We start from the raw sequence: 22052 nt of genomic DNA, 5'->3' as shown, positions 1-22052 counted from the left end.
GCGATTTAGTGTCAAACGAGAAATATTGTTATTTGAAGATGTTTCGCCGATATGAAAAAAGGGCCGTTTCCGGCCCTTTTTTTTATTCCTGCAGCACCACTTCCGTGGTTGTGGCAGCGGGTTTTTTCGGCTTCATCAGGCTGAAGTCGATCAGGGCCCGCTGTTCGCGCTCGTAAGGGTTGCCGATCAACAGCGGACGGGGCTTGAAGCTGTCGCTGACCAGGCTCTTGCTGCGATCCAGTTCATCGAAACTCAAACCGGCCAGGTCCGCCCACGTGTGGATCAGGTGCGAGCTGCTGTAAGGGCGGCTCAGATCCCCGGCGAAGCTCCAGTCGTGGTTTTCACGCCACTTCGGTGACGCCCAGGCCATGAACGGAATGGTGTACATCGGCGCGGTCGGCTTGTTCTCGTTGCGGCCCAGCGTGCTGTGACCCACCGAGTCGAACACGTCTTCACCGTGGTCGGAGAGGTACAGCAAAAAGCCGTTCGGATCGGATTTGGCGTAGTCCTTGATCAGGCTCGAGACCACGAAATCGTTGTACAGCACCGCGTTGTCGTAGCTGTTGTAGGTCGGCACCTGATCGTCACGCACGCCGGCCGGAACGCCGTTGCGATCCTGGAACTTGTCGAAGCTCGGCGGATAACGGTACTGGTAGCTCATGTGCGTACCGAGCAGATGCACAACGATCAACTTGCGCGGAGCCGCGTCGGCCAGGGCCTTGTTGAACGGTTCGATCACGTCGCCGTCGTATTGCGCGGCGTTCTGGTTGCGGTTGTTGTTCAGGTACACCTGCTCGTCGGCCTGTTCGGAGAACGTCGTGAGCATGGTGTTGCGCTTGGTCATGGTCTGCTGGTTGGTGATCCAGAACGTCTTGTAGCCGGCCTGTTTCATCATGCTGACCAGCGACGGCGTGGACAGGTACAGGTCCGGGTTTTCTTCGTCGGCGAAGGTCAGCACCTGTTGCAGCGCTTCAATGGTGTAAGGGCGCGGGGTGATGACGTTGTCGAAGACCGACAACTGATCCTTGAGCTTGTCCAGTTCCGGCGTGGTTTTACGCGGGTAACCGTAGAGGCTCATGCGCTGGCGGTTGGTGGATTCGCCGATCACCAGCACCAGGGTCGCCGGCTGGTTGGCGCCCGAGTCCTTGAGGTTTTTCAGCGGCGGGATCTTGCTCGCGCTGTGCAGCATGCCCTGCATGTCGGCCAGGGTTTCCTGATAACGGTGATAAGCCACGGCCATCTGCCACGGCACGGCCGGCTCGATGCGGGTTTCGAATTTCTCAAAGCCCTGGGCGAAGCTGCCGGTGCGCATCGTCTGCTTGACCAGCGGATAACCGATCACGGCCACCAGAATCGCCATGGCGGCAACGAGTGCACGGCCACGGGGCAGGTACACCGGACGCAGACGGGTCCACAGGAAATACGCGAACGCGGTGTGCGCGAGGAACGCCGGGACCATCCACCAGGCGAAGTACTGGGTCATGTACTCGCCGGCTTCGGACACGTTCGACTCGAACATGATGAAGATCACGCTCTGGGAGAATTCCTGCTGGTAGATGAAGAAGTAACCCAGGCTGGCCATCGAGCAGGCCCACAGCACCACGCCGATCAGCGCGGCGAGCAGACGGGTGCGTTTGGGGAACAGCAGCATCGGCGCGAGCCACACGGCGCTCATCACGAAGGCCTGGCGAAAGCCGGTGAACCCGGAGGTGCCTGTCAACTGGATCAGCAGTTGGGTGATACCGGAGAAGTACCAGAAAAACACGAACAGCCAGAGAAAACCGGCCCAGTCGAAACCTGTCGCAGTCGTATTGCTGCGTTTGAACACCGCCATTCAGCACTCCAGCTCAGTCGTCACATCCACCGCCGGGCGCTTCATGCAACCGGCGCATGAACCCGACGAACGGAGGCCATGCGCAGACACGCACGGCCAGAATGCGCCGGAGTATCAACAAGCGAATGTGAAAACTTTGTTAGTTGCCGGAATCGGCTGGAGGTGCAGCATGTCGGGAACGGCAATGGCCGCTCCCGAAGCGGGCGGGGAGATCAGGCGTGAGGCGATCGCTGTACGCGCGGCAGAGGCTGTGGCTCGGCGCCCTGGGTCAGCAGGCGCAATTGCGCGAGTTCCTGCTTGAGCTGATCGCGTTCATCTTTCAACTGTCGCAATTCATCGCGACGGATGGTGACGTACAGGGTTTGTGGCGGCATTGCTGTGTGTACTGTGCCCATTGCTCACCTCGCAAATGGCGTGTCTCAACTGCAGATCAGTCCCGGTTTCGGACCTTGACCTGCTATCGGCGCCGATTTTGATTTCTTTTGCTCGTGAATGGAACTTTTTTATTTTTCATGGTCGTTGTGTCTTCGGCACGTTTCCAGACGTTATCAGTCTGGATCGGGCACAATGCACGGAAACTTCAACCTGACGCTCTGGACTAACCTCCATTAGTCGCGTTGGGCTATACCTTTGACACACTTTTATTTGTAGTAAGGAGCATCAGCACATGCAACTCGGGATTATTGGACTGGGCCGCATGGGCGGCAATATTGCGCGACGTCTGATGCTCAACGGTCACACCACCGTTGTTTACGACCGCAATACCGCCTTTGTCGACACCCTGGCCGCCGAGGGCTCTACCGGCGTCGCCGACCTGCCTGCACTGGTCGCAGGCCTGGCCAAGCCGCGTGCGGTGTGGGTCATGCTGCCGGCCGGCGCACCGACTGAAGACACCATCGAAACCCTGAGCAATCTGCTCGAAGCGGGCGACACCATCATCGATGGCGGCAACACCAACTACAAGGACGACATCCGCCGGGCCAAGACTCTGGCCGAGAAAGGCCTGCACTACATCGACGTCGGCACCTCCGGCGGCGTCTGGGGCCTGGAACGTGGCTACTGCATGATGATCGGCGGCGATGCCGAGACCGTTAAGCGTCTCGACCCGCTGTTCGCCGCGCTGGCGCCGGGCATGGGCGACATCCCGCGCACCAAGGACCGCAAGTCTGATGACCACCGTGCCGAGCACGGCTACATCCACGCGGGTCCCGCCGGTGCCGGTCACTTCGTCAAGATGATCCACAACGGGATCGAGTACGGGATGATGGCGGCCTTCGCCGAAGGCTTCGACATCCTCAAGACCAAGTCCAGCGAGCGCCTGCCGGAAGATCAGCGTTTCGACCTGAACGTGGCCGACATCGCCGAAGTCTGGCGTCGTGGCAGCGTGGTGTCGTCCTGGCTGCTGGACCTGACCGCCGACGCGCTGGCCAGCGATCCGAAACTCGACGGTTTCTCGGGCTCCGTGGCGGACAGCGGCGAAGGTCAATGGACCATCGAAGCGGCCATGGAACAAGCAGTGCCGGTACCGGTGCTGTCCAACTCGCTGTTCTCGCGCTACCGCTCGCGCGGCCAGGGCACTTTCGGCGACAAGATTCTTTCGGCCCAGCGCTTCGGCTTCGGCGGCCATGTGGAGACACCGAAGAAATGACCCATACGATCCGCAGGAAATCCAAGGCAGAACCGGCGCCACCGACCACGCTGTTTCTGTTCGGCGCCCACGGTGATCTGGTCAAGCGCCTGCTCATGCCGGCGCTGTACAACCTGAGTCGCGACGGCCTGCTGGATGATGGCCTGCGGATCGTCGGCGTTGACCACAACGCCATCACCGATGAAGCCTTCGCGCAAAAGCTCGAAGATTTCATCCGCACCGAAGTGGCAGCGAAAGTCGGCAAGGGCGATCAGATGCTTGATCCGGCCTTGTGGGCCAAGCTCGCCAAAGGCATCAGCTACGTCCAGGGCGACTTCCTGGACGACAGCACTTATTCAGCCCTGGCGGCGAAGATCGCCGACAGCGGCACTGGCAATGCGGTGTTCTACCTGGCCACCGCGCCACGTTTCTTCAGCGAAGTGGTGCGCCGTCTCGGCAGCGCCGGGTTGCTCGAAGAAACCCCGGAAGCCTTCAGAAGGGTGGTGATCGAAAAGCCGTTCGGCTCCGACCTGCAGACCGCCGAGGCGTTGAACGCCTGCCTGCTCAAGGTCATGTCGGAAAAGCAGATCTACCGGATCGATCACTATCTGGGCAAGGAAACCGTGCAGAACATTCTGGTCAGCCGGTTCTCCAACAGCCTGTTCGAAGCGTTCTGGAACAACCACTACATCGACCACGTGCAGATCACCGCCGCCGAAACCGTCGGCGTCGAAACCCGTGGCAGTTTCTACGAACACACCGGCGCCCTGCGGGACATGGTGCCCAATCATCTGTTCCAGTTGCTGGCCATGGTCGCGATGGAGCCGCCGGCCGCGTTCGGCGCCGATGCAGTGCGGGGCGAGAAGGCCAAGGTAGTCGGCGCGATCCGCCCGTGGACTACCGAAGAAGCACGGGAAAACTCGGTGCGCGGTCAATACAGCGCCGGTGAAGTCGCCGGCAAACCGGTGTCCGGTTATCGTGACGAGAACAACGTTTCGCCCGAAAGCACCACGGAAACCTACGTGGCGCTCAAAGTGATGATCGACAACTGGCGCTGGGTCGGCGTGCCGTTCTACCTGCGGACCGGCAAACGCATGAGCGTGCGCGACACCGAGATCGTCATCTGCTTCAAACCGGCCCCGTATGCGCAGTTCCGCGATACCGAGGTCGACGAATTGCAGCCGACTTACCTGCGTATCCAGATCCAGCCCAACGAAGGCATGTGGTTCGACCTGCTGGCCAAACGGCCGGGGCCGGCGCTGAACATGGCCAACATCGAGCTGGGGTTCGCCTACAAGGACTTCTTCGAAATGCAGCCGTCCACCGGCTACGAAACCCTGATCTACGACTGCCTGACCGGTGACCAGACGCTGTTCCAGCGCGCCGACAACATCGAGAACGGCTGGCGTGCGGTGCAGCCGTTCCTCGACGCCTGGCAACAGGACGCGAGCGTGCAGGGTTACGCCGCGGGCGAAGACGGGCCGAAAGCTGCCGATGACCTGCTGACTCGCGATGGTCGCGTCTGGCATGGTCTCGGATGAGCGAGCCGATCCGTTTTCTGTTGAGTGACATGGACGGCACGCTGTTGCTGCCCGATCACAGCCTGAGCCAGCGCACCATCGATGCCGTTCGTGCGTTGCGCGAGGCGGGCGTTCTGTTCAGCCTGGCCACCGGGCGTCCGCCCAAAGCCATGTTGCAGCAGATCGAAGCGCTGGGTGTCGATCTGCCGACGGCGGCGTTCAATGGCGGCACGATCGTCAACCCGGATGGCAGCATTCTGGTTGCGCATTACCTGCCCGTAACGGCGGCGTTGACTGCACTGGCGCTGTTCGCCGATCAGCCGGACGTCGAAATCTGGGTGTTCAGCGGTGGCGACTGGCTGCTCAAGGATCCGCACGGGCCGATGGTGCCTCGCGAGCAGCACGGGCTCGGTTATCCGCCGGTGGTGGTGGAGAGCTTCGAACCGTATCTCGAGCGTATCGACAAGATCGTGGCGACCAGCAACAACACTCAATTGCTGATCGAACTGGAGGCGCAATTGCTGCCGAAGGTCGAAGGGTTGGCGCAGGTGTCGCGCTCGCAACCGGTTTTTCTGGATGTGACTGCGATGGACGCCAACAAGGGTGCCGCACTGGCAACCCTGGCGGAGCACTTGGGCGTACCGCTGGCGCAGACCGCCGCAATTGGCGATGGCGGCAATGATCCGGCGATGTTCCATGTTGCCGGGTTGTCGATTGCCATGGGGCAGGCCGAGGACGCGGTGAAGCGTCAGGCCGACGTGGTGACGGGGCCGAACACCGAGGATGGTGTGGCGCAGGCCATCGAAAAGTACCTCTTGCTGCGCTGATCGATGCATAAAAAAACGGGAGCCCCAGGGCTCCCGTTGTTGTTTCTACAGCCAGTAACTCACGGCGTACCAGCCGAGCAATCCCATCACCACGGTGTAAGGCAACGCCATCCACACCATCCGCCCGTACGACAATCTCACCAGCGGCGCAATCGCCGACGTCAGCAGAAACAGGAACGCTGCCTGACCATTGGGTGTCGCCACGCTCGGCAGGTTGGTGCCGGTGTTGATCGCAATCGCCAGCGTCTCGAAATGCTCACGGCTCATGTGGCCGGACAGGAATGCCTGCTTCACTTCGGTGATGTAGATCGTGGCCACGAACACGTTGTCACTGATCGCCGACAGCAGGCCGTTGGCGATGAACAGCATCCCCGGCTGCTGATCGGCCGGCAGCGCCAGCACCCACTGGATCAGCGGCGCGAACAGTTGCTGGTCGTGAATTACCGCGACCACGGCGAAGAACACCACCAGCAGTGCGGTGAACGGCATGGCGTCCTTGAAGGCGCTGCCCAGTCGGTGTTCGTCGGTGATGCCGGTGAAAGCCGTGATCAGCACAATCACCATCAGGCCGATCAAGCCGACTTCCGCAATATGGAACGCCAGCCCGGCAATCAGGATCAGTGCAGCGCAGCCTTGTACCACCAGGGCGGCGCGTTGGCGCGGGGTCCGCTCGGCGTTGTCTTCGGCGGCGTAGTTGGCCAGCACGGCGCGTACGTTGTCCGGCAGCAGCGTGCCGTAACCGAACCAGCGCAGTTTCTCCAGCAAGATGCAGGTCACCAGCCCCGCGACCAGAACCGGCAGGGAAACCGGCGCGACCTTCAGGAAAAACTCGGCGAAGTGCCAACCCATTTCATGACCGATCAGCAGATTCTGCGGTTCGCCGACCAGGGTGCAGACGCCGCCCAATGCAGTGCCGACGGCGCCGTGCATCAACAGGCTGCGCAGGAAGGCGCGAAACTGCTCCAGGTCCTCGTGATGCAGTTGAGGCAGATGCTGGTCATCGCTGAATTCGCTGTCCTGGCGCGGATCGTTGCCGGAGGCCACCCGGTGGTAAACCGAATAGAAGCCCACGGCGGCGCTGATGATCACTGCGGTTACGGTCAGTGCGTCGAGAAACGCCGAGAGAAACGCCGACAGAAAGCAGAACATCAGGGCCAGCAGCGCTTTCGAACGCACGCCCAGCAACAGACGCGAGAACAGGAACAGCAGCAGGTCTTTCATGAAGTAGATGCCGGCGACCATGAACATCAGCAGCAGAATCACCGGGAAATTGTGCTGCAGCTCTTCGTACAGCGCCTGGGGCGTGGTCATTTTCAGCAGCAGCGCTTCGATCAGCAGCAAGCCGCCGGGCATCAGCGGGTAGCACTTGAGCGCCATGGCCAGGGTGAAAATGAACTCGATCACCAGCAACCAGCCGGCCGCGACCGGGCCGACAGTCCACAGCACCAGCGCATTGAGAATCAGAAACCCGACGATGCATGCCTTGTACCAGCGGGGCGAATGCCCGAGAAAATTGTGCGCGAACGCCTGGGCCATCGAACCGGACATCGGTTGCTCCTTGTTTTAAGAAGCGCGCAAGTTGCCGTAAGCGATGGGCAAGATCAAGTGCAGGAAGGTTCGCATCATTGATTCAGATAACGCGCGACCACAGCGCGGTAGTTGCCATCCAGCGAATAACCGCCCACCAGTATCTCGCCACCCGGCTGGATCGCCAGTGAAGTGGCGGTATCGAGGCTGCGGCCCAGCCGCGTACGCAACCAGCCATTTCCGGAACCGAAGCTTCGATCAAGGCTGCCGTTGGCCAGATAGCGGGCGACGATGAAGTCCGCTTCAACCCCGCCGATGGTCGCACCGACCGCGAGGGTGCGACCGTCCGGCATCACTTGTGCCGCGCTCCACTGGCAGCCGCTGGGGCCGATTTCCAGCAAATGCGGCTGACCACCGTTGCAGTGCAGATCGGGGCGACCGTTGCCATGAACAGAATGCGCCATGCATCGAATCGGATCGCGACTGCTGCCAAAACAATGCAGATGCTCTGCCGATTCGATGACTTGATTGACCAGTGCGCTGCGCCCCTGGACTTTGAAGGCGAGGAAACCATCCACTGCAAAACGCTCGTCGAGCCGCCCGTCCGGCAGATAGCGGGCGAGCAGGCCTTCCTGTGGGAAATCGATGGAGCCGGCCACCACGATTCTTCCATCGTCTTGTAGCAGCAGACCGCCTAACCAGGTATTGAGCAGCAAGTGGCGAACCATGACGAACCCGCGACCGTTAAAGGACGGATCGAGGTGGCCGTCGGGTTTGAGGCGAATCAGTATGCCGACGTGATCGGCCAGTTCGAAGTGATGGTTAGCGATCAGCAGGATATGTCCGTCCGGCTGCACCGCGAAATCACAGGCTTCGGCGCCCGGAACGCCCGGCGGGAGCCAGGCATCGCGGGTGCCCATGGACAGGTCGCCGGGCAGGCGGACAATTTGCCGGCCGTTGTCACCAAAATCCGGGTCAGGTCTGCCCTGAGCATCGAAGAGGGCCAGGGCGGGCAGGGTGCGATGTTCCGATTCGTAGTGCAGACCCGCCAGCAGAATCCGACCATCATGCAGGACTTGAACCTTGCTGCCGGTGGCTTCGAAACCGGCAGCGAACCGGCCGATGACGCTGCCTTGAAAGCCGAACCCCAGATCCGCCGAGCCGTCTTCGAGCAGGCGGGCCAGACCGAAACGGCTGCCTTGAGCAGTGCCCACCTTGGCGGCGACCAGTATCCGGCCTTGCGCATCGAGCGCCACGCTCTGGGTCAGGCTGGACGTACTGCCGGCGAAGTAGACCTGCGCCACACCGCTGCTGGAAAAGGTCTTGTCGAGTTGTCCGGCGTTATTCGCAAGCGTCGGCAGCGCTATGGCGATCTGGGATGACATGCATGCTTCTCCTTGCGAGTCGACCGATTTCCGGGAGGCGGAACGGGTAACTGCATGAGCGAAACATTCAATCCCTGAATACGCGTTAGTACAACTGTAAGAACTAACAGATGGAGGGTCGCACTGTGCCAGAACAGTGTCTTTTTGAACCAGTCGCAAGCCTGCCAAGCATTCAGGCGCGAAAGTATTGAGGAAAGTTGTACAAAAAGACTGAAATTGGAAAACGATTCGCAACTAACAGAAGAGGGCGGATGACTTGAGCGTCATCCGCATTACCCGCAAATATCAGTGTGGCATCGACCAGGATTGCAACGCGTAACCTTCTTCGCTCAGTTCGGCGCGGGCCTGTTGCAGCAGGTATTCAAGTTGCGCCGGATCGGAGTAGGCGCTGCTCGGGATCTGGGTGCGACCGATCTGGGAGTTGGTACGGTCAATGACGGTCAGGCTCAGTTCGCCATTGCCGTCTTGTGGGGCCCAGGCGACGCATTGAAAAGGTTTAAATGCGCGGTTGGCAATCAAAAGAGCTTCGTTGATACGGAGCGGGGCGGTCATGGGGTCTTCTCTCTATTAATGCCCAATCAAGTGATGTGCCGTCGGTTGGGCTTACCGTTCGGCGAGTTACTTGTACTGATGCACGCAACCCGCTGGCGGGTCACACAGAATCTGAAGAAATTTCGACTTTCTTTCATACACTCAATATTCAGACAGGTTTTGAAAGCCTGGCGAAAGAATCAAGTCGATAGCTAACTAATAAAGCGGGTTCTTATAACTGCTTCACTTGTACACCTATAAGCAATCGATACAAGACGCCGTCAAATTCTTGCTAATGTAACAGTCAGGTTTGCCAAATGACTGTTTTTACGATCATTTCCTAAAATTTGGCGCCAAGGAACAGTCATGAGCGAAGCGCCTGCATTAAGACGTTTATTGGTCGTCGACCCGTGCGACGACTGTCACCGATTGCTCCCGGGTTTACGTGCCGTGGGTTGGGACGTCGACAGTTGTAGCCTGGAAAATGCCGCCGACCGAAGCTGCGATGTCGGCCTGTTGCGGTTACAACCTTTTCACCTGGAACGTCCCGAAGCCGTCAAAGAGCTGATCAGCCGCAGTGGTACCGAATGGATCGCCGTGCTGAATCAGGAAGTGCTGCGCTTGCAGAACGTCGGCGACTTCGTCTGCGAATGGTTTTTCGATTTCCATACCTTGCCGTTCGACGTGTCGCGGGTGCAGGTCACCCTCGGCCGGGCGTTCGGCATGGCGCGCCTGCGCGGTCAGGGCACGATTCACGTTGACCAGCCGGAACACGAGCTGTTGGGCGACAGCAAACCGATCCGCGAGCTGCGCAAGCTGCTGAGCAAACTGGCACCCACCGAGTCGCCAGTGCTTATTCGTGGCGAAAGCGGTACCGGTAAAGAACTCGTCGCCCGCACCCTGCACCGGCAGTCGCAACGCCACAGCAAACCGTTTGTGGCGATCAACTGCGGGGCGATTCCCGAGCATTTGATCCAGTCCGAGCTGTTCGGTCACGAGAAAGGTGCATTCACCGGCGCTCATCAGCGCAAGGTCGGGCGTATTGAAGCGGCCAATGGCGGCACCTTGTTTCTCGATGAAATCGGCGATCTGCCGCTGGAACTGCAAGCCAATCTGTTGCGCTTCCTTCAGGAAAAACACATTGAACGGGTTGGTGGCAGCCAGCCGATCCCGGTGGATGTGCGGGTACTGGCGGCGACTCACGTCGACCTCGAAGCCGCCATCGAGAAGAAGCGCTTTCGTGAGGACTTGTACTACCGGCTCAATGTGTTGCAGGTGGTGACCGCGCCGTTACGCGAGCGCCACGGCGATCTGTCGATGCTGGCCAACCATTTTTCCCACTTCTACAGCCATGAAACCGGCCGCCGTCCGCGCAGCTTCAGTGAAGACGCGCTGATCGCCATGGGCAAGCACGACTGGCCGGGCAATGTCCGCGAACTGGCCAACCGCGTGCGTCGAGGCCTGGTACTTGCGGAAGGGCGGCAGATCGAGGCCCGTGATCTCGGCCTGATCAGCCAGCAGTCGATCGCGGCACCCATGGGCACGCTGGAAGACTATAAGACCCGTGCCGAACGCCAGGCGTTATGCGATGTGTTGAACCGGCACAGCGACAATCTCAGTGTTGCCGCCAAAGTGCTGGGGGTTTCCCGGCCGACGTTCTACCGTTTGCTGCACAAGCACCAGATCCGCTAGGGCGCGGTGCTTCCTGAAGACAGGAAGCTGAAAAGGCCCGCTGCGATGCAAGTCGCAGCGGGCCTCTTTATGGTGTCGCGGTTTAGAAGTAGTAGGGGAATTTCAGGCTGAAGGAGAAGTCCGGGGCATCGTCCGTCATGCCGATGGACAGGTTGGGCACGATGGTCAGGTTGTCGGTGGCCGCGATGGTCATGCCGACGTTGAAGTAACCGGCGTTGGCGTCGCTGGACACCACCGATTCCCAATCCCCGCCATCCTGTTTCAGCTTGCTCTTGCGTTGCACCAGGTCGGAGACGGAGAACGACATACTCATCTTCTCGTTCAGTGCGAAGGCAACACCTGCGCCGATCTGGAAGCTGTCGCCGATGCGTACCTTGCCCGGGTTTTTCTGGTTGACGGTCGAACTGATGTCGTCGAACGATTCCTCGAAGTTATGGGTGTAGGACAGGCTGCCGAACAGCACTGCCGGGTCAAACGTCTTGACCAGCGAGATGCCCGGGGTGATCGACCAGACGCCGTTGCCGGTGGGCAGGGTGTCAGGCACGAACAGGTTCGAGTTGGCATCGGTCTGGCGTAGCTTGATCCCGAACGGATCCTTGCCCGTAGGCGCCTTGACCCGCAAGGACACCACGGCGTCCGGGGTGTTGACCGACTCGTCCAGGAACTTGTACGCAATGCCGAAGTTGACGTCGCCGATGGTCGGGTCGCGGCTTACGTCCTGTTCGGTGGTGACGTTGGAGGCGCCTCCGTTGCCGCCGCCCGACTGATAGGTCGATTCACGGTAGACCACCGGCACGTTCAGGTCGAACTGCCAGCGATTGTCGAAGTTGTAGCGTCCCGTCAGGTCGAGGGTCCAGGTGTCGGCCTTGATCCGGTCGAGGTTGATGTTGCCCAGAAAGATCGAGTCCAGGGCGAGGAAACCGTTGAGAATCAGTTGGCGGGTGTCGTAGCGCGAGTAGGTCACGCCGGTTTCAAAGCTGAACTTGCCGCCGCCAAAGAAGCCGCTGGCTTCGTCGTACAGGTTGGACACGCTCTGTGCCGGTTGCGAATCATCGGCCAGCGACTGGCCATAGGATGCGCCGCTGCCCCCGGCGGCGCCCCCCGACGCTGCTGCGGCCCCGGTGCCAGTGGCAACCCGGTTGCCTTTCATGTCCGAAGGCGATTTGGCCAGGCGTTTTGGGGGTGGGGAGGCGGGTTGCTCTTCGACCTGGCGGACCCGTTGTTCGAGCACCGCCAGGGCCTTTTGCTGCACTTCGTATCGTTGCTTCAGCTCCAGAAGTTCCTGTTTCAGGGCTTCTACATCTGCGTCGGGTGCCGCTTGCAACATCGCCGCGGGTAGAAGAGTACTCAAACATACAGCGGCACGCAGTGATACTGATCGATACATGAATAAGCCGTCCCTTTAAGCCCAATGATCGAGACTCAGCGTAGTTCAATATCCGATGTTGCGTAGTGCCCTGAGTTGAGTCAGGTTGCAGTCCAGTGCGCCGGCACTCATGCCGTTATTGTTAAGGACAACGTTGAGTTGTGTCAGGTTGTTGACTACGTTCGCGTTACCCAGCAAACGGGTGTTTTGCAACAATCCGCCTTGGGCGACCTGTTGCAAGGCTGTACCCTGATTGCCGGAGGCCTGAATGGCCATTTGCACACCGCCATTTGTGGCTGAAACCGCGACGCTGCCGGCGCCGTTGCTGCCGGAGATGGTCTGGCCGGCCATCAAGGCCTGGCCCTGGGCAGGCATCAGGGCAGGTGCCTGACTGGCTTCTTTGACGTTGATCGCAACGTTGTTATAGGCGGAGTTGCCGTCGCCAGCGGCGCGCACACTCTGCGTCACGCCCTGGCTTGAGTTGAGTCCCGCGCCACCCACGACCGAGCCAGTCCCCAGTTCCGGGGTACTGCCATTGCCGTGTTCCTTGATGGTCGAGACGTAGAATTCAGGTTTAACCGAAGCGGCCTGCAATTGCATGGTGGCCGAAGCCCCGATCAGATCTCCACTGGCGTTGCGCCAGGTGCTGCTCATGACGACACCGAAGCTGATGATCCGGCCCGGCATCACATAACGACCACGTAGCTCTGAAAGCTCCTGGTCCTTGATTTCGATGGGTTTGAATCCTGCATTGGCATAGCCTGACGCACTCGCTGCCAGGCAGGCGGCGGCCAGCCAGTATGAGGTTTTCATCTGCTGCTCCCGGGACATCCAGCCCCACTCTTGTAATCGGCGATTAAAAGAAGTCGCTCTGTATGAACCCGAAGTCCATCAATTCAGCATCTTTGACCGGGTTGAAGGCATCCAGCTTGTTTTTGGCCGTTACCGGTACCGGAGGGCTGCGCAAGGCATTGGCCTTGTCATATCCGGGGCCGACGATGGCAAAGACAATGCCGTTCCAACCTTTGACAAAGTCATCATGGGAGTAGCGTTTGTGTCCTAAAACCGGGTCTCCGATGTAAACCCAATCCTTGTCCGCCCGCTGCATCACCACGAAATGCTTGTAGCCGCGAATTTCCATCAGTACCACCACCGGGATCGTGACAGCGTCGAGTTTTTCCGGCGGAATCTTGTAGCCCCTGGCGCGCATGCCGATGCTTTCTATGTAGCGCTTCATGTCCAGCATGGAAAAACCCTGAGTACGAACAAGGTCCTGGTCAGCGTTGACCAGCATGCCTTTGATGATGTGCTCCTCATCGACGTCGAGCCAATAAGCCTGGCGCAATACCGTGGCCAGTGCGGCGGCGCCGCAGCTGAAGTCGGTTTTCTGTTCGACGATGTCGGCAAACTTGCGCTCACGAATGCTTTGCACGTTCTTGTAGACGAGTGTGCCGCCAGGCAGGGCGGCAACGGGCATCTGGGCAGCCTGGGTCAGGCCACAGAAGCAAAGCAGAGCGAGGAGGGCAGTCTTACGCATGATCGATACGCCTTTGCGGACTGAGGAAAAGCCCCGTTTCCGGGGCTTTCGTTTCGATCGCGATTACATGCAGGCTTTGCAACCTGCGGCGATGGACAGCGAGTTGCTTTGTTGGTTGCCAACACCAGCGGCGTTGTTGTAACCAGCGTTACCCGAGAAGTTGTTACCAACATTGGAGATGGAAGCGTTGTTGGTCACAGGGTTTTTCCAGCCATCAGGGGTCATCACTTGTTGAGTGGTCACACCTGCCAGGCCAAAGACGCCCACTGCTTCGAATTTGGCTTTTTGATCTTTGTCGCCGCCATGGCCTCTATCGTTATTGCCATATCCGCCATGACCGTGATCGTCGTCTTCGATTTTTGCAGTGCCCTTCGCGTAGAACGCGCCAGCCCCGGCGAAAGTGCCGGTGAGGGTATCTTTTTTGTAGGTTTGAGTGCCGTTGTTGGCTACGGTCAGGCCAGTGGAGGTTTGGTTCGCAGCAGCAGCAGCGTTAGCTACACGACCACCCGATACAGCAATTGCCAGGTTGTTTTTCTGTTGGTTGAAGTTGCCGGCACTGTTGTTCACGCCAATGTTGCCGGAACCGCCGTTACCCACGTTGTTGAGGTTGGCGTTGTTTGTGGTGGAGTAGTTCGCAACGGCGTTGTTGGCGTTGACTTGAGTTGCGCTGGAGACCGACACCGCAGAGCCGAAGATGAAACTTTCATCGGCAGTTGCCAGAGCGGCGGCATTGTCTTGCTGGTTGCCATCGCCGGCGGTGTTGTTCATGCCAACGTTGCCGTTGGTGCCATTGGCCGAGTTGTTGACGTTGGCATCATTTTTGGTGCCTTGGTTGCCGACCAGGTTGCCAGAGCTGCTTTGCGTGTCGAGCACTGCCGCCCCGGCGCCAGCGCCGATTTGCAGCAGTTGTTCCAGGGTTGGGCCTTTTGGTTCATGGTTGCCATGCCCGTTACCATGACCGTGATTATCATCACGACCGCCTGCCTGTGCTGCGATTGCCATCACTGCTGCGAGTGCGAAAACCAGTGGTTTGAGGGCCATTGTAGGTTTCATGGTGTTTCTCCGTGCTTATTAGTTGGTTAAGTGTTGGTACTTTCTAATTGCACTGCTTTTGTTGTTTGGGTCAGTCAGCGACCCGGATGCTCAGGGTGTTAGCCATTCGGTTCCCCACCCCGGCACTCTGGTTCACCTGGATTACCCCTCGGCTGCCGGTGAAGGCCTGATCACTTGTCGTGACCTGGCGACTGCCGGGTGAGGTACCAGTTGCTCCTGAGCTCGGTAACAACGCCACGTTCTGTTGGGAAAGGGCGCTATCGTCAACGCTCTGCGGGGCAGCACTGATGCTGACGCGCGTAACGTTGGCCATCTGGTTGTTGGCCCCGGCGCCCTGATTCACGCCCAGGATTCCGTTGCCATTGCTGAAAGAGTTGCCGCCAATGGTGGCGCTGGCATTGCCAGTGCGCTCGGCGGGTGTGTTGATGTGCTGAATGACACTCGTGGTCGCGCTGGCACTGGTGCCGATGGCGATCGCTTTGGTGTTGGTTTGTTGCATCTGGTCGCCGGCCGCCTGGTTGACGTTGTAGTTGCCGCGGTACTGGATGCCGGTTTCCTGAATGTTCGCGTTGTTCACGGAACTCGGGTCAGCCATTGCGCTGGTGCAGCCGAGGAGGGCGAGCAGGAGCAGGGAGCGATTCATTTATTGGCCTCCAGCCATGCGAGTCAGAGGGGCAAGACCGGAGCTCATGGCACGGTTGACGTTATTGGAGATCGAGCCGCCGGCACCGCCGCCGTGACCGCCTCCCATACCAGGCAAGCCATTCGGATTGGTCACAGTGTTCATGCCGGGGATGTTCGAAGTCGGGGTGGTGATACTTCCGCGAATCGAGGATCCGCTGGCTACACTGGCAAATTCACCGTCGTTGAGTTCGGTGCTGGTCATTGCTTGACCGATGCGGCCCGAAGGATTGGCATTGACGGTGGTGGGGTACGGGTCTTTGCCGCCGCTGCGGCCGATCGGGATCGGCTGGACGTCACGATTGAGCACGATCACGCCATTGCCTTCGGCCTGAACGTTGAAACTGAGGAAAGTGCTGGCGGCTGATCCGATCAGCAGAAGGCAGGTGAAGGCTTTTTTGATATTCCCCACGACGGCAATTCCTTCTTCAGTGGGCTGAGCCTGTTCAGCGTTGTGAAGGAGAGAGCGAAAGCTGTGCCGCTTTTGAATTGTCTTTGAATTTCAATATGTTGGGTTTGACGAGCGCAGGTCTGGTACAAAAGCTGTTTCATCGTTGAAACAAGTCATTGCCTTCGCAACCTCACAAAGTCATTGCAAAGCTCTGGAACAAGGGTTTGCAGGGCTGTGTTTCAACCGCGTAACAAGTCGCATGACAAAGGGATGAAGGGTGCTGAGACGGGCACTTTGAACCCGAAGGAGTGTTTCAGGAACGGACACTTTGGCCCCAAAGCAGGGGGATACGACGGGGCAAACGCCCCGAAAACCGGGTCAGTCCGCGAGCAGGGCGCGAACCGCGTCGAAGGCTTGCTGCTGGCGATCCGCCCAACTGCCCTGAATGATCTGCAAAGGCTGGTGATGGGTTTCCAGCCAGGTTCGGGTTGCCTGATAGAACGCAAGCCGTTCGCTCAAGTCGGGCTGGCAGCGCTGACCATCGTCCGCCCACTCGATCTGCTCGGGGGAGAGCAGCAGGTGCAGGTCGTAATGACGCGCCAGCAATTCGGTTTCCAGCCAGGGCGGGCAGTCTCCGAACAAGGTCTGGCTCCACAGGATATTGCTCAACAGATGGGTATCGAGAATCAGCAATTGCGGCTGCTGCGCGCGTGCCGCGTCTTCCCATTGCAACTGGCCGCGCGCGATCTCGGGGATATCGGCGAGGCAAGTATCCCGCTGGTTCTGCTCGATGAACCAGCGCACATACTCGTCTACGCGCAAACCGCCGAACTGCTGTTGGATTCCGGCCGCCAGCCAGCTCTTGCCCGTCGACTCGGGGCCGGTCAGGACAATCACTTTCATCGTTGCAACGCCGGATCGGCACGCCATTCGCGCCAGCCTTGCACTGCGATCAGGGTGAACAGGGCATACAGCGCCGCCGTGAGGTACAGCCCTTTATAGAGGAAGAGGCCGACGAAGATCACATCCAGCACGAACCACAACGCCCAGCATTGCAGACGTTTGTGGGCCATCCAGAATTGCGCGACCAGACTGAAACCGGTCAGCGCCGCGTCGAGCCACGGTTGCGCAGCGTCGGTCCAATGGGCCATCGCAGCGCCCAGCAGCAGACTGCCCACCGCGCCGATGGCCAGCCCTTGCGCAATCGAGCGATTGTCGAGCCGGCTGACCTCGCGCCCGTCATGCATCGTCCCGGCCCGCGTCCATTGCCACCAGCCATAGATTTGCAGCCCGGCATAAACGACTTGCAGCAGCATGTCCGAATACAGCTTCACCTCGAAGAACACCCAGGTGTAGAGCGACACCATGACCAGCCCGATCGGCCAACACCACGGATTCTGTTTGACCGTGAGCCACACGGCGATCACACCGAGGGCGGCCGCAAACAGTTCAAGCCCGGACATGCAGGATCCTTGGGGGGAATAAAAGAGGGAGCGGATTGTACCGAAAAACAGGTGGGAAACGAGTTCCCACCTGCAAGGGCGATCAGACTCTGAACTGACGCAGCAAACCGTTCAGTTGCTCGCTGAGTTGGCCCAGACGCACGCTGGCCACGCTCGATTGCTCGGCCGCCAGTGCGGTGCTGTGGGACAACCCCGCCGCCTGGGTGACGTTCTGATTGATGTCCTCGACCACGTGCGCCTGCTGCAGCGTTGCGCTGGCAATCGAGGCGTTCAGGCCGTTGAGGTTGCGCAGCGCCTGCCCAATGGCATTCAGGCTGGCACTGGCAAGACCCGCCTGTTCAATGGTCAGTTGCGAAGCCTTGCTGCTGTCGCCGATGACCTTCACGGCGGCTTCGGAATGGTTTTGCAGACGTTCGATCATCGTCTGGATTTCCGCCGTGGACTTCTGCGTGCGCTGAGCCAGCAAACGCACTTCGTCAGCCACCACCGCAAACCCGCGACCCTGTTCGCCAGCGCGAGCCGCTTCGATCGCGGCGTTGAGGGCGAGCAGGTTGGTCTGCTCGGCAATCGAGCGGATCACTTCCAGCACGCTGCCGATCTGCGTGCTTTCGGTCGCTAGCGTGCGAATGACTTCGACGGCCTGATCGATGGTGCCGGACAGCTTGTCGATCTGTTGCAGGCTGCCGTCGATGTTGATCTGGCCTTGCTGGGCCTGAGCCTCGGCGTCACGCATTTCGCTGGCGGCGTGTTCGGCGTTCTTCGCCACGTCCTGCACGCCGTAGGTCACTTCGTTGACGGCGGTGGCCACCAGCTCCATCTGCTGCGACTGCTGCTGGCTGCGTTGCTGCGCTTGCGTCGCATCATTGCCCAGTTCGCTGGACGATTGGCCCAATGCGCTGGCGGACACCTGCAAGTCACCGATCACCCGGCGCAGCTTGGCGGTAAAGGCATTGAAGTGATGGGCCAGCTGAGTGACTTCGTCCTGGCCGTGAGTATCGAGGCTGCGGGTCAGATCGCTTTCGCCGCTGGCGATGTTGGCCATGGCGTTCACGGTTTCCTGCAACGGACGAACGATGCTGCGGGCAATCAGGATCACCAGCAGCGCCATGATCACCGCAATGACCAGGCCGACTACCGACGCCTTGATCACCTGACCCTGGAACTCGGCCTGCACATCATCGACGTACACGCCCGAACCAATGACCCAGCCCCACGGCTCGAACAGTTTCACGTAGGAAGTCTTGGCCACCGGCTCACTGGCGCCGGGCTTGGGCCAGCGATAATCGACCATGCCGGCGCCCTTGGCCTTGGCGATGGCGACCATTTCGTTGAACACCGCAAAACCGTCCGGGTCGCGGATTGCCGAGAGGTTCTGGCCTTCAAGCTTGGGATTGGTCGGGTGCATGACCATCACGGGTGTGAGGTCGTTGATCCAGAAGTAATCGTTCTGGTCATAGCGCAGGCCACGGATGGCGGTCAGCGCCTGTTTCTGCGCCACGTCGCGGGTCAGGGTGCCTGCCGCTTCGAGGCCTTGGTAGTAAGTCAGCAAACCGCTGGCGGTCTGCACCACATGCTGGGTTTTCTGGGCCTTGGCGTGGTAAAGGTCATCGTGGATCTGCTTGAGCATCAACACGCCCAACGTCAGCAGCATGACCACTGCCACAATCAAGATGAGCCACAAGCGTCGGCTGATCGACACACTGCGCAAGCTGTTCATAACGCTGTCACTCCGGATTCTTTTTCTTGTAATAAACCACCGCCAGCATCCAACCACGTTTCGGTGACCGGGCATACGCGACCCAAGTCGTATAACGCGGCAGCGCTATTACGGCTTGTCTGTTAGGATTTCGGCGCCGCGCGTGAAAACCTGAATCCAAATTGATTTTTCACGGAATTTTGACTGTTTCGTGTGGATCCTGTGCGTGCGGAATCGGTACAGCTTTAACCAGCTACGCTGAACGCAGTGAACGTAAAAAAATACTATCGGGGCATGCCGCCGGGCATCGCTCTTTGGGGGATTGATGGATCTTTGGACCGCCTTGCAGGCATTGATTCTAGGAGTTGTAGAGGGGCTGACGGAGTTTTTGCCCATTTCCAGTACCGGACACCAGATCATTGTTGCCGACCTGCTCGATTTCGGAGGCGAGCGGGCCATGGCGTTCAACATCATCATCCAGCTCGGCGCGATTCTCGCGGTGGTCTGGGAATTCCGCCGCAAGATCCTCGACGTGGTCATCGGCCTGCCAACCCAGCCGAGTGCGCGGCGTTTTACCGCCAACCTGCTGATCGCCTTCCTGCCCGCCGTGGTGCTGGGCGTGATCTTCGCGGATCTGATTCACCATTACCTGTTCAACCCGATCACCGTGGCCGCCGCGCTGGTGGTGGGCGGCATCGTGATGTTGTGGGCCGAGCAGCGTCAGCATGAAGTGCACGCCGAAACGGTCGACGAGATTCGCTGGACGGATGCGCTGAAAATCGGCTTCGCCCAGTGTCTGGCGATGATCCCCGGCACTTCGCGTTCCGGCTCGACCATCATCGGCGGCCTGTTGTTCGGCCTGTCGCGCAAGACTGCCACCGAGTTCTCGTTCTTCCTGGCGATGCCGACCATGGTCGGTGCGGCGGTGTATTCGGGCTACAAGTATCGCGACCTGTTCGTTCCGGCAGACTTCCCGGTGTTCGCCATCGGTTTCGTCACGGCGTTCATCTTCGCCATGATCGCGGTGCGCGGGCTGCTCAAGTTCATCGGCAGCCACAGCTACGCGGCGTTCGCCTGGTACCGGATCGTCTTCGGTCTGGTGATCCTGGCGACCTGGCAGTTCGGCTGGATCGACTGGACGGCCGCCCAGCCATGAGTGATTCCCGCGCACGCCGCCCTGATCGCGGGCCTTCCGGTGGCAATATTCAGCATCTTAAATTGAAGCTGGTGGTGCTGCTGATCGTCTGCGCGTTGCCGTTGTTCGGCTCGCTGTCGATGTGGCTGCGCGGGATTTCCCTGGTACCGCTGACGGCTTACGGGCTGGTCAGCGTGCTGGCGTTTTTCCTGTACTGGGCGGACAAGCGCAAGGCGCGAGTCGACGCCTGGCGCACACCGGAAAACATCCTGCACGCGGTGGAACTGGCCGGCGGCTGGCCGGGCGCATTGATCGCCCAGCAGGTCTTCCGGCACAAGACGCGCAAGGTGTCGTTTCAGGTGCTTTTCTGGATGATCGTGGCGTTGCACCAGGTGTTCTGGATCGATCAGTTGTTCCTCGGTTCGAACCTGCTGGCGCTGTTCTAGAGCAACAGCCCGACCTGCACGCGCTTGGGCAGCTTGCTCACCACCAGTTGATGGGAGCGCTGCAGCAACCCTTGCAGCTCCTCGGTGCCCAGCGGGTAGGGCGGGTGCATGATGATCCATTGCGCCCGGGCCAGATACGGTGCCGGGTGAATGCCCGGACGGTCGCAATGACCGAGAAACAGGTCCTTGTCGACCTTGAACGCCAGCGAATCACCGCGCAAACCCTGCAAGGCAAACATCTTGTTGCCGGCAATCGAAAACACCCGCACGCCACCCCATTTGTAGTCTTCCCGGGCGCCGGGCAGGGCCAGACAGAAATCCGCGACATCCTGCTCGTTCATCTTCCCTTGTTTCATAACAGCCGCTCTCCACAGGCATTGAACGATTCGACCAGATGATCGATCCATGCGCGCACCGCCGGCATCACCCCACGCCGGTGCGGATACACCGCTTGCAGCCAGCCGCCGGGCAGTGACCAGTCCGGCAGCAACTGCACCAGCGTGCCTTTGTTCAGCTCCGCTTCGCAATACATCATCGGCAACAGGGTGAACCCCTGGCCGGCCAGCACACAGGCCTTGCGCACGATGAAATCGTCGATGCCCAGCCGTGCTTCCAGCGCCAGATCACAACTCTTGCCGTGCTGATCGAGCAGGCGCACATGCACCATGCGATCCGCTTCCAGCGCGCCCAGCACCGGCAGGTTCTTCAGGTCCTGCGGATGATTGATTTCCACGCCCTGTATAAAGGAAGGGCTTGCGACCACCACCATTTGCGCCTGACGCAGGCGGCGGGTCACCAGCATCGGCTCTTCATCACCGTGTTCGCGCACGCGCAGGGCGACGTCGATGCCTTCGGTGATGAGGTCGACCCGGCGATTGATCAGGGTCACTTCCAGTTGCACCTGGGGGTATTTGCCAAGGAAATTGCTGATCACCACCGGCAGCATTTCATGGGCCAACCCCGTCGGGCTTGAAACCCGCAGGCGTCCACGAGGCTCGCTGGACATGCTGGCGACCGTCTCGTCGGCCATTTCCGCTTCCAGCAGCATTGCCTGACAGTGACGCAAATAGCGTTCGCCGACGGCTGTCAGCTTCAATTGGCGAGTGGTGCGTTGCAGCAAGCGTGCGCCGAGGCGTTCTTCCAGCTCGGCGATGCGCCGCGAAAGGCGTGACTTGGGAATGCCCAGCAAGCGGCCGGCGGCGGCGAATCCGCCGGCTTCGACCACTTTGGCGAAATAGTAGAGATCGTTGAGGTCTTGCATCTGGAAATCCGACTGTTCTATCAGTGGGACAAACTATCGCATTGTTGCCGTCTAATCAGCTATTCGTTTCGTCGGTAGGA

At 59.7% G+C, this 22052-nt stretch carries 22 protein-coding genes; 6 read left to right on the top strand and 16 right to left on the bottom strand.

The genetic code is table 11. The features are described from left to right. Positions 1-82 precede the first annotated feature (82 nt). Both CAF90_RS04170 and CAF90_RS04165 read right to left on the bottom strand, forming a co-directional pair. The gene (locus CAF90_RS04170; RefSeq protein ID WP_085603943.1) at positions 83-1834 is read right to left on the bottom strand and encodes a phosphoethanolamine transferase CptA; all 1752 of its coding nucleotides are present in this window, start codon (positions 1832-1834) and stop codon (positions 83-85) included. Positions 1835-2046: 212 nt separating this feature from the next. After that, a complete protein-coding gene (locus tag CAF90_RS04165) occupies positions 2047-2229 on the bottom strand; it encodes a DUF6026 family protein (protein WP_007957508.1) in 183 nt (60 codons plus the stop codon). A gap of 272 nt (positions 2230-2501) precedes the next feature. Here CAF90_RS04165 and gnd point away from each other — a divergent pair, with 272 nt between their 5' ends. The 3 genes from gnd to CAF90_RS04150 are packed head-to-tail and all read left to right on the top strand — an operon-like array spanning position 2502 to position 5808. Next, positions 2502-3482 (top strand): phosphogluconate dehydrogenase (NAD(+)-dependent, decarboxylating), encoded by a 981-nt coding sequence (gene gnd / locus CAF90_RS04160; RefSeq protein WP_007957507.1) that lies wholly within the window; start codon positions 2502-2504, stop codon positions 3480-3482. Next, entirely contained in the window at positions 3479-5002 is a 1524-nt protein-coding gene (gene zwf / locus CAF90_RS04155) for a glucose-6-phosphate dehydrogenase (RefSeq protein ID WP_085603941.1), read from the top strand. The genes gnd and zwf overlap by 4 nt, the downstream gene beginning before the upstream one ends. Next, positions 4999-5808, top strand: a complete 810-nt coding sequence (locus CAF90_RS04150; protein WP_085603938.1) for a Cof-type HAD-IIB family hydrolase — start codon at positions 4999-5001, stop codon at positions 5806-5808. The genes zwf and CAF90_RS04150 overlap by 4 nt, the downstream gene beginning before the upstream one ends. Before the next feature lie 45 nt (positions 5809-5853). Here the strand turns inward: CAF90_RS04150 and nhaB are convergent, their stop codons facing one another. From nhaB to CAF90_RS04135, 3 genes are all read right to left on the bottom strand, one after another. Beyond that, positions 5854-7356: a sodium/proton antiporter NhaB gene (gene nhaB / locus CAF90_RS04145; protein ID WP_085603935.1), complete on the bottom strand. Its 1503-nt coding sequence runs from the start codon at positions 7354-7356 to the stop codon at positions 5854-5856. 74 nt (positions 7357-7430) lie between these two features. Next, positions 7431-8720, bottom strand: coding sequence for a hypothetical protein (locus tag CAF90_RS04140; protein WP_085603931.1), 1290 nt, complete (start codon positions 8718-8720; stop codon positions 7431-7433). Between the two features lie 285 nt (positions 8721-9005). After that, positions 9006-9272: a hypothetical protein gene (locus tag CAF90_RS04135; protein ID WP_007957481.1), complete on the bottom strand. Its 267-nt coding sequence runs from the start codon at positions 9270-9272 to the stop codon at positions 9006-9008. A 345-nt stretch (positions 9273-9617) separates the two neighbouring features. On the opposite strand from CAF90_RS04135, the gene CAF90_RS04130 reads away from it, so the two are divergent. Continuing rightward, positions 9618-10943, top strand: a complete 1326-nt coding sequence (locus CAF90_RS04130) for a sigma-54 dependent transcriptional regulator (protein WP_007957480.1) — start codon at positions 9618-9620, stop codon at positions 10941-10943. A gap of 82 nt (positions 10944-11025) precedes the next feature. Here the strand turns inward: CAF90_RS04130 and CAF90_RS04125 are convergent, their stop codons facing one another. From CAF90_RS04125 to CAF90_RS04085, 9 genes are all read right to left on the bottom strand, one after another. After that, positions 11026-12330 carry a transporter gene (locus CAF90_RS04125; RefSeq protein WP_085603928.1) on the bottom strand — a complete coding sequence of 435 codons (1305 nt, stop codon included), beginning with the start codon at positions 12328-12330 and terminating at the stop codon, positions 11026-11028. A 45-nt stretch (positions 12331-12375) separates the two neighbouring features. Then, the gene (locus tag CAF90_RS04120) at positions 12376-13122 is read right to left on the bottom strand and encodes a hypothetical protein (protein ID WP_085603925.1); all 747 of its coding nucleotides are present in this window, start codon (positions 13120-13122) and stop codon (positions 12376-12378) included. Positions 13123-13165: 43 nt separating this feature from the next. Next, positions 13166-13846 carry a C39 family peptidase gene (locus tag CAF90_RS04115; RefSeq protein WP_007957477.1) on the bottom strand — a complete coding sequence of 227 codons (681 nt, stop codon included), beginning with the start codon at positions 13844-13846 and terminating at the stop codon, positions 13166-13168. 63 nt (positions 13847-13909) lie between these two features. Next, entirely contained in the window at positions 13910-14899 is a 990-nt protein-coding gene (locus CAF90_RS04110; protein ID WP_085603922.1) for a heme utilization protein, read from the bottom strand. A 70-nt stretch (positions 14900-14969) separates the two neighbouring features. Beyond that, a complete protein-coding gene (locus tag CAF90_RS04105) occupies positions 14970-15542 on the bottom strand; it encodes an adhesin (RefSeq protein WP_085603919.1) in 573 nt (190 codons plus the stop codon). Further along, entirely contained in the window at positions 15543-15992 is a 450-nt protein-coding gene (locus tag CAF90_RS04100) for a hypothetical protein (protein ID WP_085603917.1), read from the bottom strand. Between the two features lie 357 nt (positions 15993-16349). After that, positions 16350-16874 (bottom strand): AAA family ATPase, encoded by a 525-nt coding sequence (locus CAF90_RS04095; protein ID WP_085603914.1) that lies wholly within the window; start codon positions 16872-16874, stop codon positions 16350-16352. After that, on the bottom strand, positions 16871-17434 hold the full coding sequence (gene pnuC, locus CAF90_RS04090) for a nicotinamide riboside transporter PnuC (protein ID WP_007957471.1): 564 nt from the start codon (positions 17432-17434) through the stop codon (positions 16871-16873). The genes CAF90_RS04095 and pnuC overlap by 4 nt, the downstream gene beginning before the upstream one ends. Positions 17435-17516: 82 nt before the next feature. Beyond that, positions 17517-19151 (bottom strand): methyl-accepting chemotaxis protein, encoded by a 1635-nt coding sequence (locus CAF90_RS04085; RefSeq protein ID WP_085603911.1) that lies wholly within the window; start codon positions 19149-19151, stop codon positions 17517-17519. A gap of 304 nt (positions 19152-19455) precedes the next feature. Between CAF90_RS04085 and CAF90_RS04080 the strand changes: the two genes are divergently transcribed. Together CAF90_RS04080 and CAF90_RS04075 are read left to right on the top strand one after the other, a co-directional pair. Continuing rightward, entirely contained in the window at positions 19456-20286 is an 831-nt protein-coding gene (locus CAF90_RS04080; RefSeq protein ID WP_045121839.1) for an undecaprenyl-diphosphate phosphatase, read from the top strand. Then, positions 20283-20711: a DUF1294 domain-containing protein gene (locus CAF90_RS04075; protein WP_085603907.1), complete on the top strand. Its 429-nt coding sequence runs from the start codon at positions 20283-20285 to the stop codon at positions 20709-20711. Before CAF90_RS04080 ends, CAF90_RS04075 begins: the two co-directional genes overlap by 4 nt. Here the strand turns inward: CAF90_RS04075 and CAF90_RS04070 are convergent. Together CAF90_RS04070 and CAF90_RS04065 are read right to left on the bottom strand one after the other, a co-directional pair. Further along, positions 20708-21067, bottom strand: a complete 360-nt coding sequence (locus tag CAF90_RS04070) for an MmcQ/YjbR family DNA-binding protein (RefSeq protein WP_085603902.1) — start codon at positions 21065-21067, stop codon at positions 20708-20710. The two genes, CAF90_RS04075 and CAF90_RS04070, sit on opposite strands and share 4 nt — an antisense overlap. Then, the gene (locus CAF90_RS04065; protein WP_007957466.1) at positions 21064-21972 is read right to left on the bottom strand and encodes a LysR substrate-binding domain-containing protein; all 909 of its coding nucleotides are present in this window, start codon (positions 21970-21972) and stop codon (positions 21064-21066) included. The genes CAF90_RS04070 and CAF90_RS04065 overlap by 4 nt, the downstream gene beginning before the upstream one ends. Positions 21973-22052: the final 80 nt, after the last annotated feature.

Source organism: Pseudomonas sp. B37(2017), assembly GCF_002112885.1.
GTDB classification, from domain to species: Bacteria; Pseudomonadota; Gammaproteobacteria; order Pseudomonadales; family Pseudomonadaceae; genus Aquipseudomonas; species Aquipseudomonas paraglycinae.
The sequence above is the reverse complement of the archived record's forward strand: the minus strand, read 5'-3'. Positions and strand labels throughout refer to the sequence as shown.

Coding starts and splice junctions, on each gene's coding strand:
- CAF90_RS04095 (WP_085603914.1), bottom strand. CDS start 16,874: ATGAAAGTGATTGTCCTGACCGGCCCCGAGTCGACGGGCAAGAGCTGG.
- CAF90_RS04140 (WP_085603931.1), bottom strand. CDS start 8,720: ATGTCATCCCAGATCGCCATAGCGCTGCCGACGCTTGCGAATAACGCC.
- CAF90_RS04150 (WP_085603938.1), top strand. CDS start 4,999: ATGAGCGAGCCGATCCGTTTTCTGTTGAGTGACATGGACGGCACGCTG.
- CAF90_RS04110 (WP_085603922.1), bottom strand. CDS start 14,899: ATGAAACCTACAATGGCCCTCAAACCACTGGTTTTCGCACTCGCAGCA.
- CAF90_RS04085 (WP_085603911.1), bottom strand. CDS start 19,151: ATGAACAGCTTGCGCAGTGTGTCGATCAGCCGACGCTTGTGGCTCATC.
- CAF90_RS04125 (WP_085603928.1), bottom strand. CDS start 12,330: ATGTATCGATCAGTATCACTGCGTGCCGCTGTATGTTTGAGTACTCTT.
- CAF90_RS04105 (WP_085603919.1), bottom strand. CDS start 15,542: ATGAATCGCTCCCTGCTCCTGCTCGCCCTCCTCGGCTGCACCAGCGCA.
- pnuC (WP_007957471.1), bottom strand. CDS start 17,434: ATGTCCGGGCTTGAACTGTTTGCGGCCGCCCTCGGTGTGATCGCCGTG.
- CAF90_RS04065 (WP_007957466.1), bottom strand. CDS start 21,972: ATGCAAGACCTCAACGATCTCTACTATTTCGCCAAAGTGGTCGAAGCC.
- CAF90_RS04130 (WP_007957480.1), top strand. CDS start 9,618: ATGAGCGAAGCGCCTGCATTAAGACGTTTATTGGTCGTCGACCCGTGC.
- CAF90_RS04120 (WP_085603925.1), bottom strand. CDS start 13,122: ATGAAAACCTCATACTGGCTGGCCGCCGCCTGCCTGGCAGCGAGTGCG.
- zwf (WP_085603941.1), top strand. CDS start 3,479: ATGACCCATACGATCCGCAGGAAATCCAAGGCAGAACCGGCGCCACCG.
- gnd (WP_007957507.1), top strand. CDS start 2,502: ATGCAACTCGGGATTATTGGACTGGGCCGCATGGGCGGCAATATTGCG.
- nhaB (WP_085603935.1), bottom strand. CDS start 7,356: ATGTCCGGTTCGATGGCCCAGGCGTTCGCGCACAATTTTCTCGGGCAT.
- CAF90_RS04070 (WP_085603902.1), bottom strand. CDS start 21,067: ATGAAACAAGGGAAGATGAACGAGCAGGATGTCGCGGATTTCTGTCTG.
- CAF90_RS04165 (WP_007957508.1), bottom strand. CDS start 2,229: ATGGGCACAGTACACACAGCAATGCCGCCACAAACCCTGTACGTCACC.
- CAF90_RS04135 (WP_007957481.1), bottom strand. CDS start 9,272: ATGACCGCCCCGCTCCGTATCAACGAAGCTCTTTTGATTGCCAACCGC.
- CAF90_RS04075 (WP_085603907.1), top strand. CDS start 20,283: ATGAGTGATTCCCGCGCACGCCGCCCTGATCGCGGGCCTTCCGGTGGC.
- CAF90_RS04115 (WP_007957477.1), bottom strand. CDS start 13,846: ATGCGTAAGACTGCCCTCCTCGCTCTGCTTTGCTTCTGTGGCCTGACC.
- CAF90_RS04170 (WP_085603943.1), bottom strand. CDS start 1,834: ATGGCGGTGTTCAAACGCAGCAATACGACTGCGACAGGTTTCGACTGG.
- CAF90_RS04080 (WP_045121839.1), top strand. CDS start 19,456: ATGGATCTTTGGACCGCCTTGCAGGCATTGATTCTAGGAGTTGTAGAG.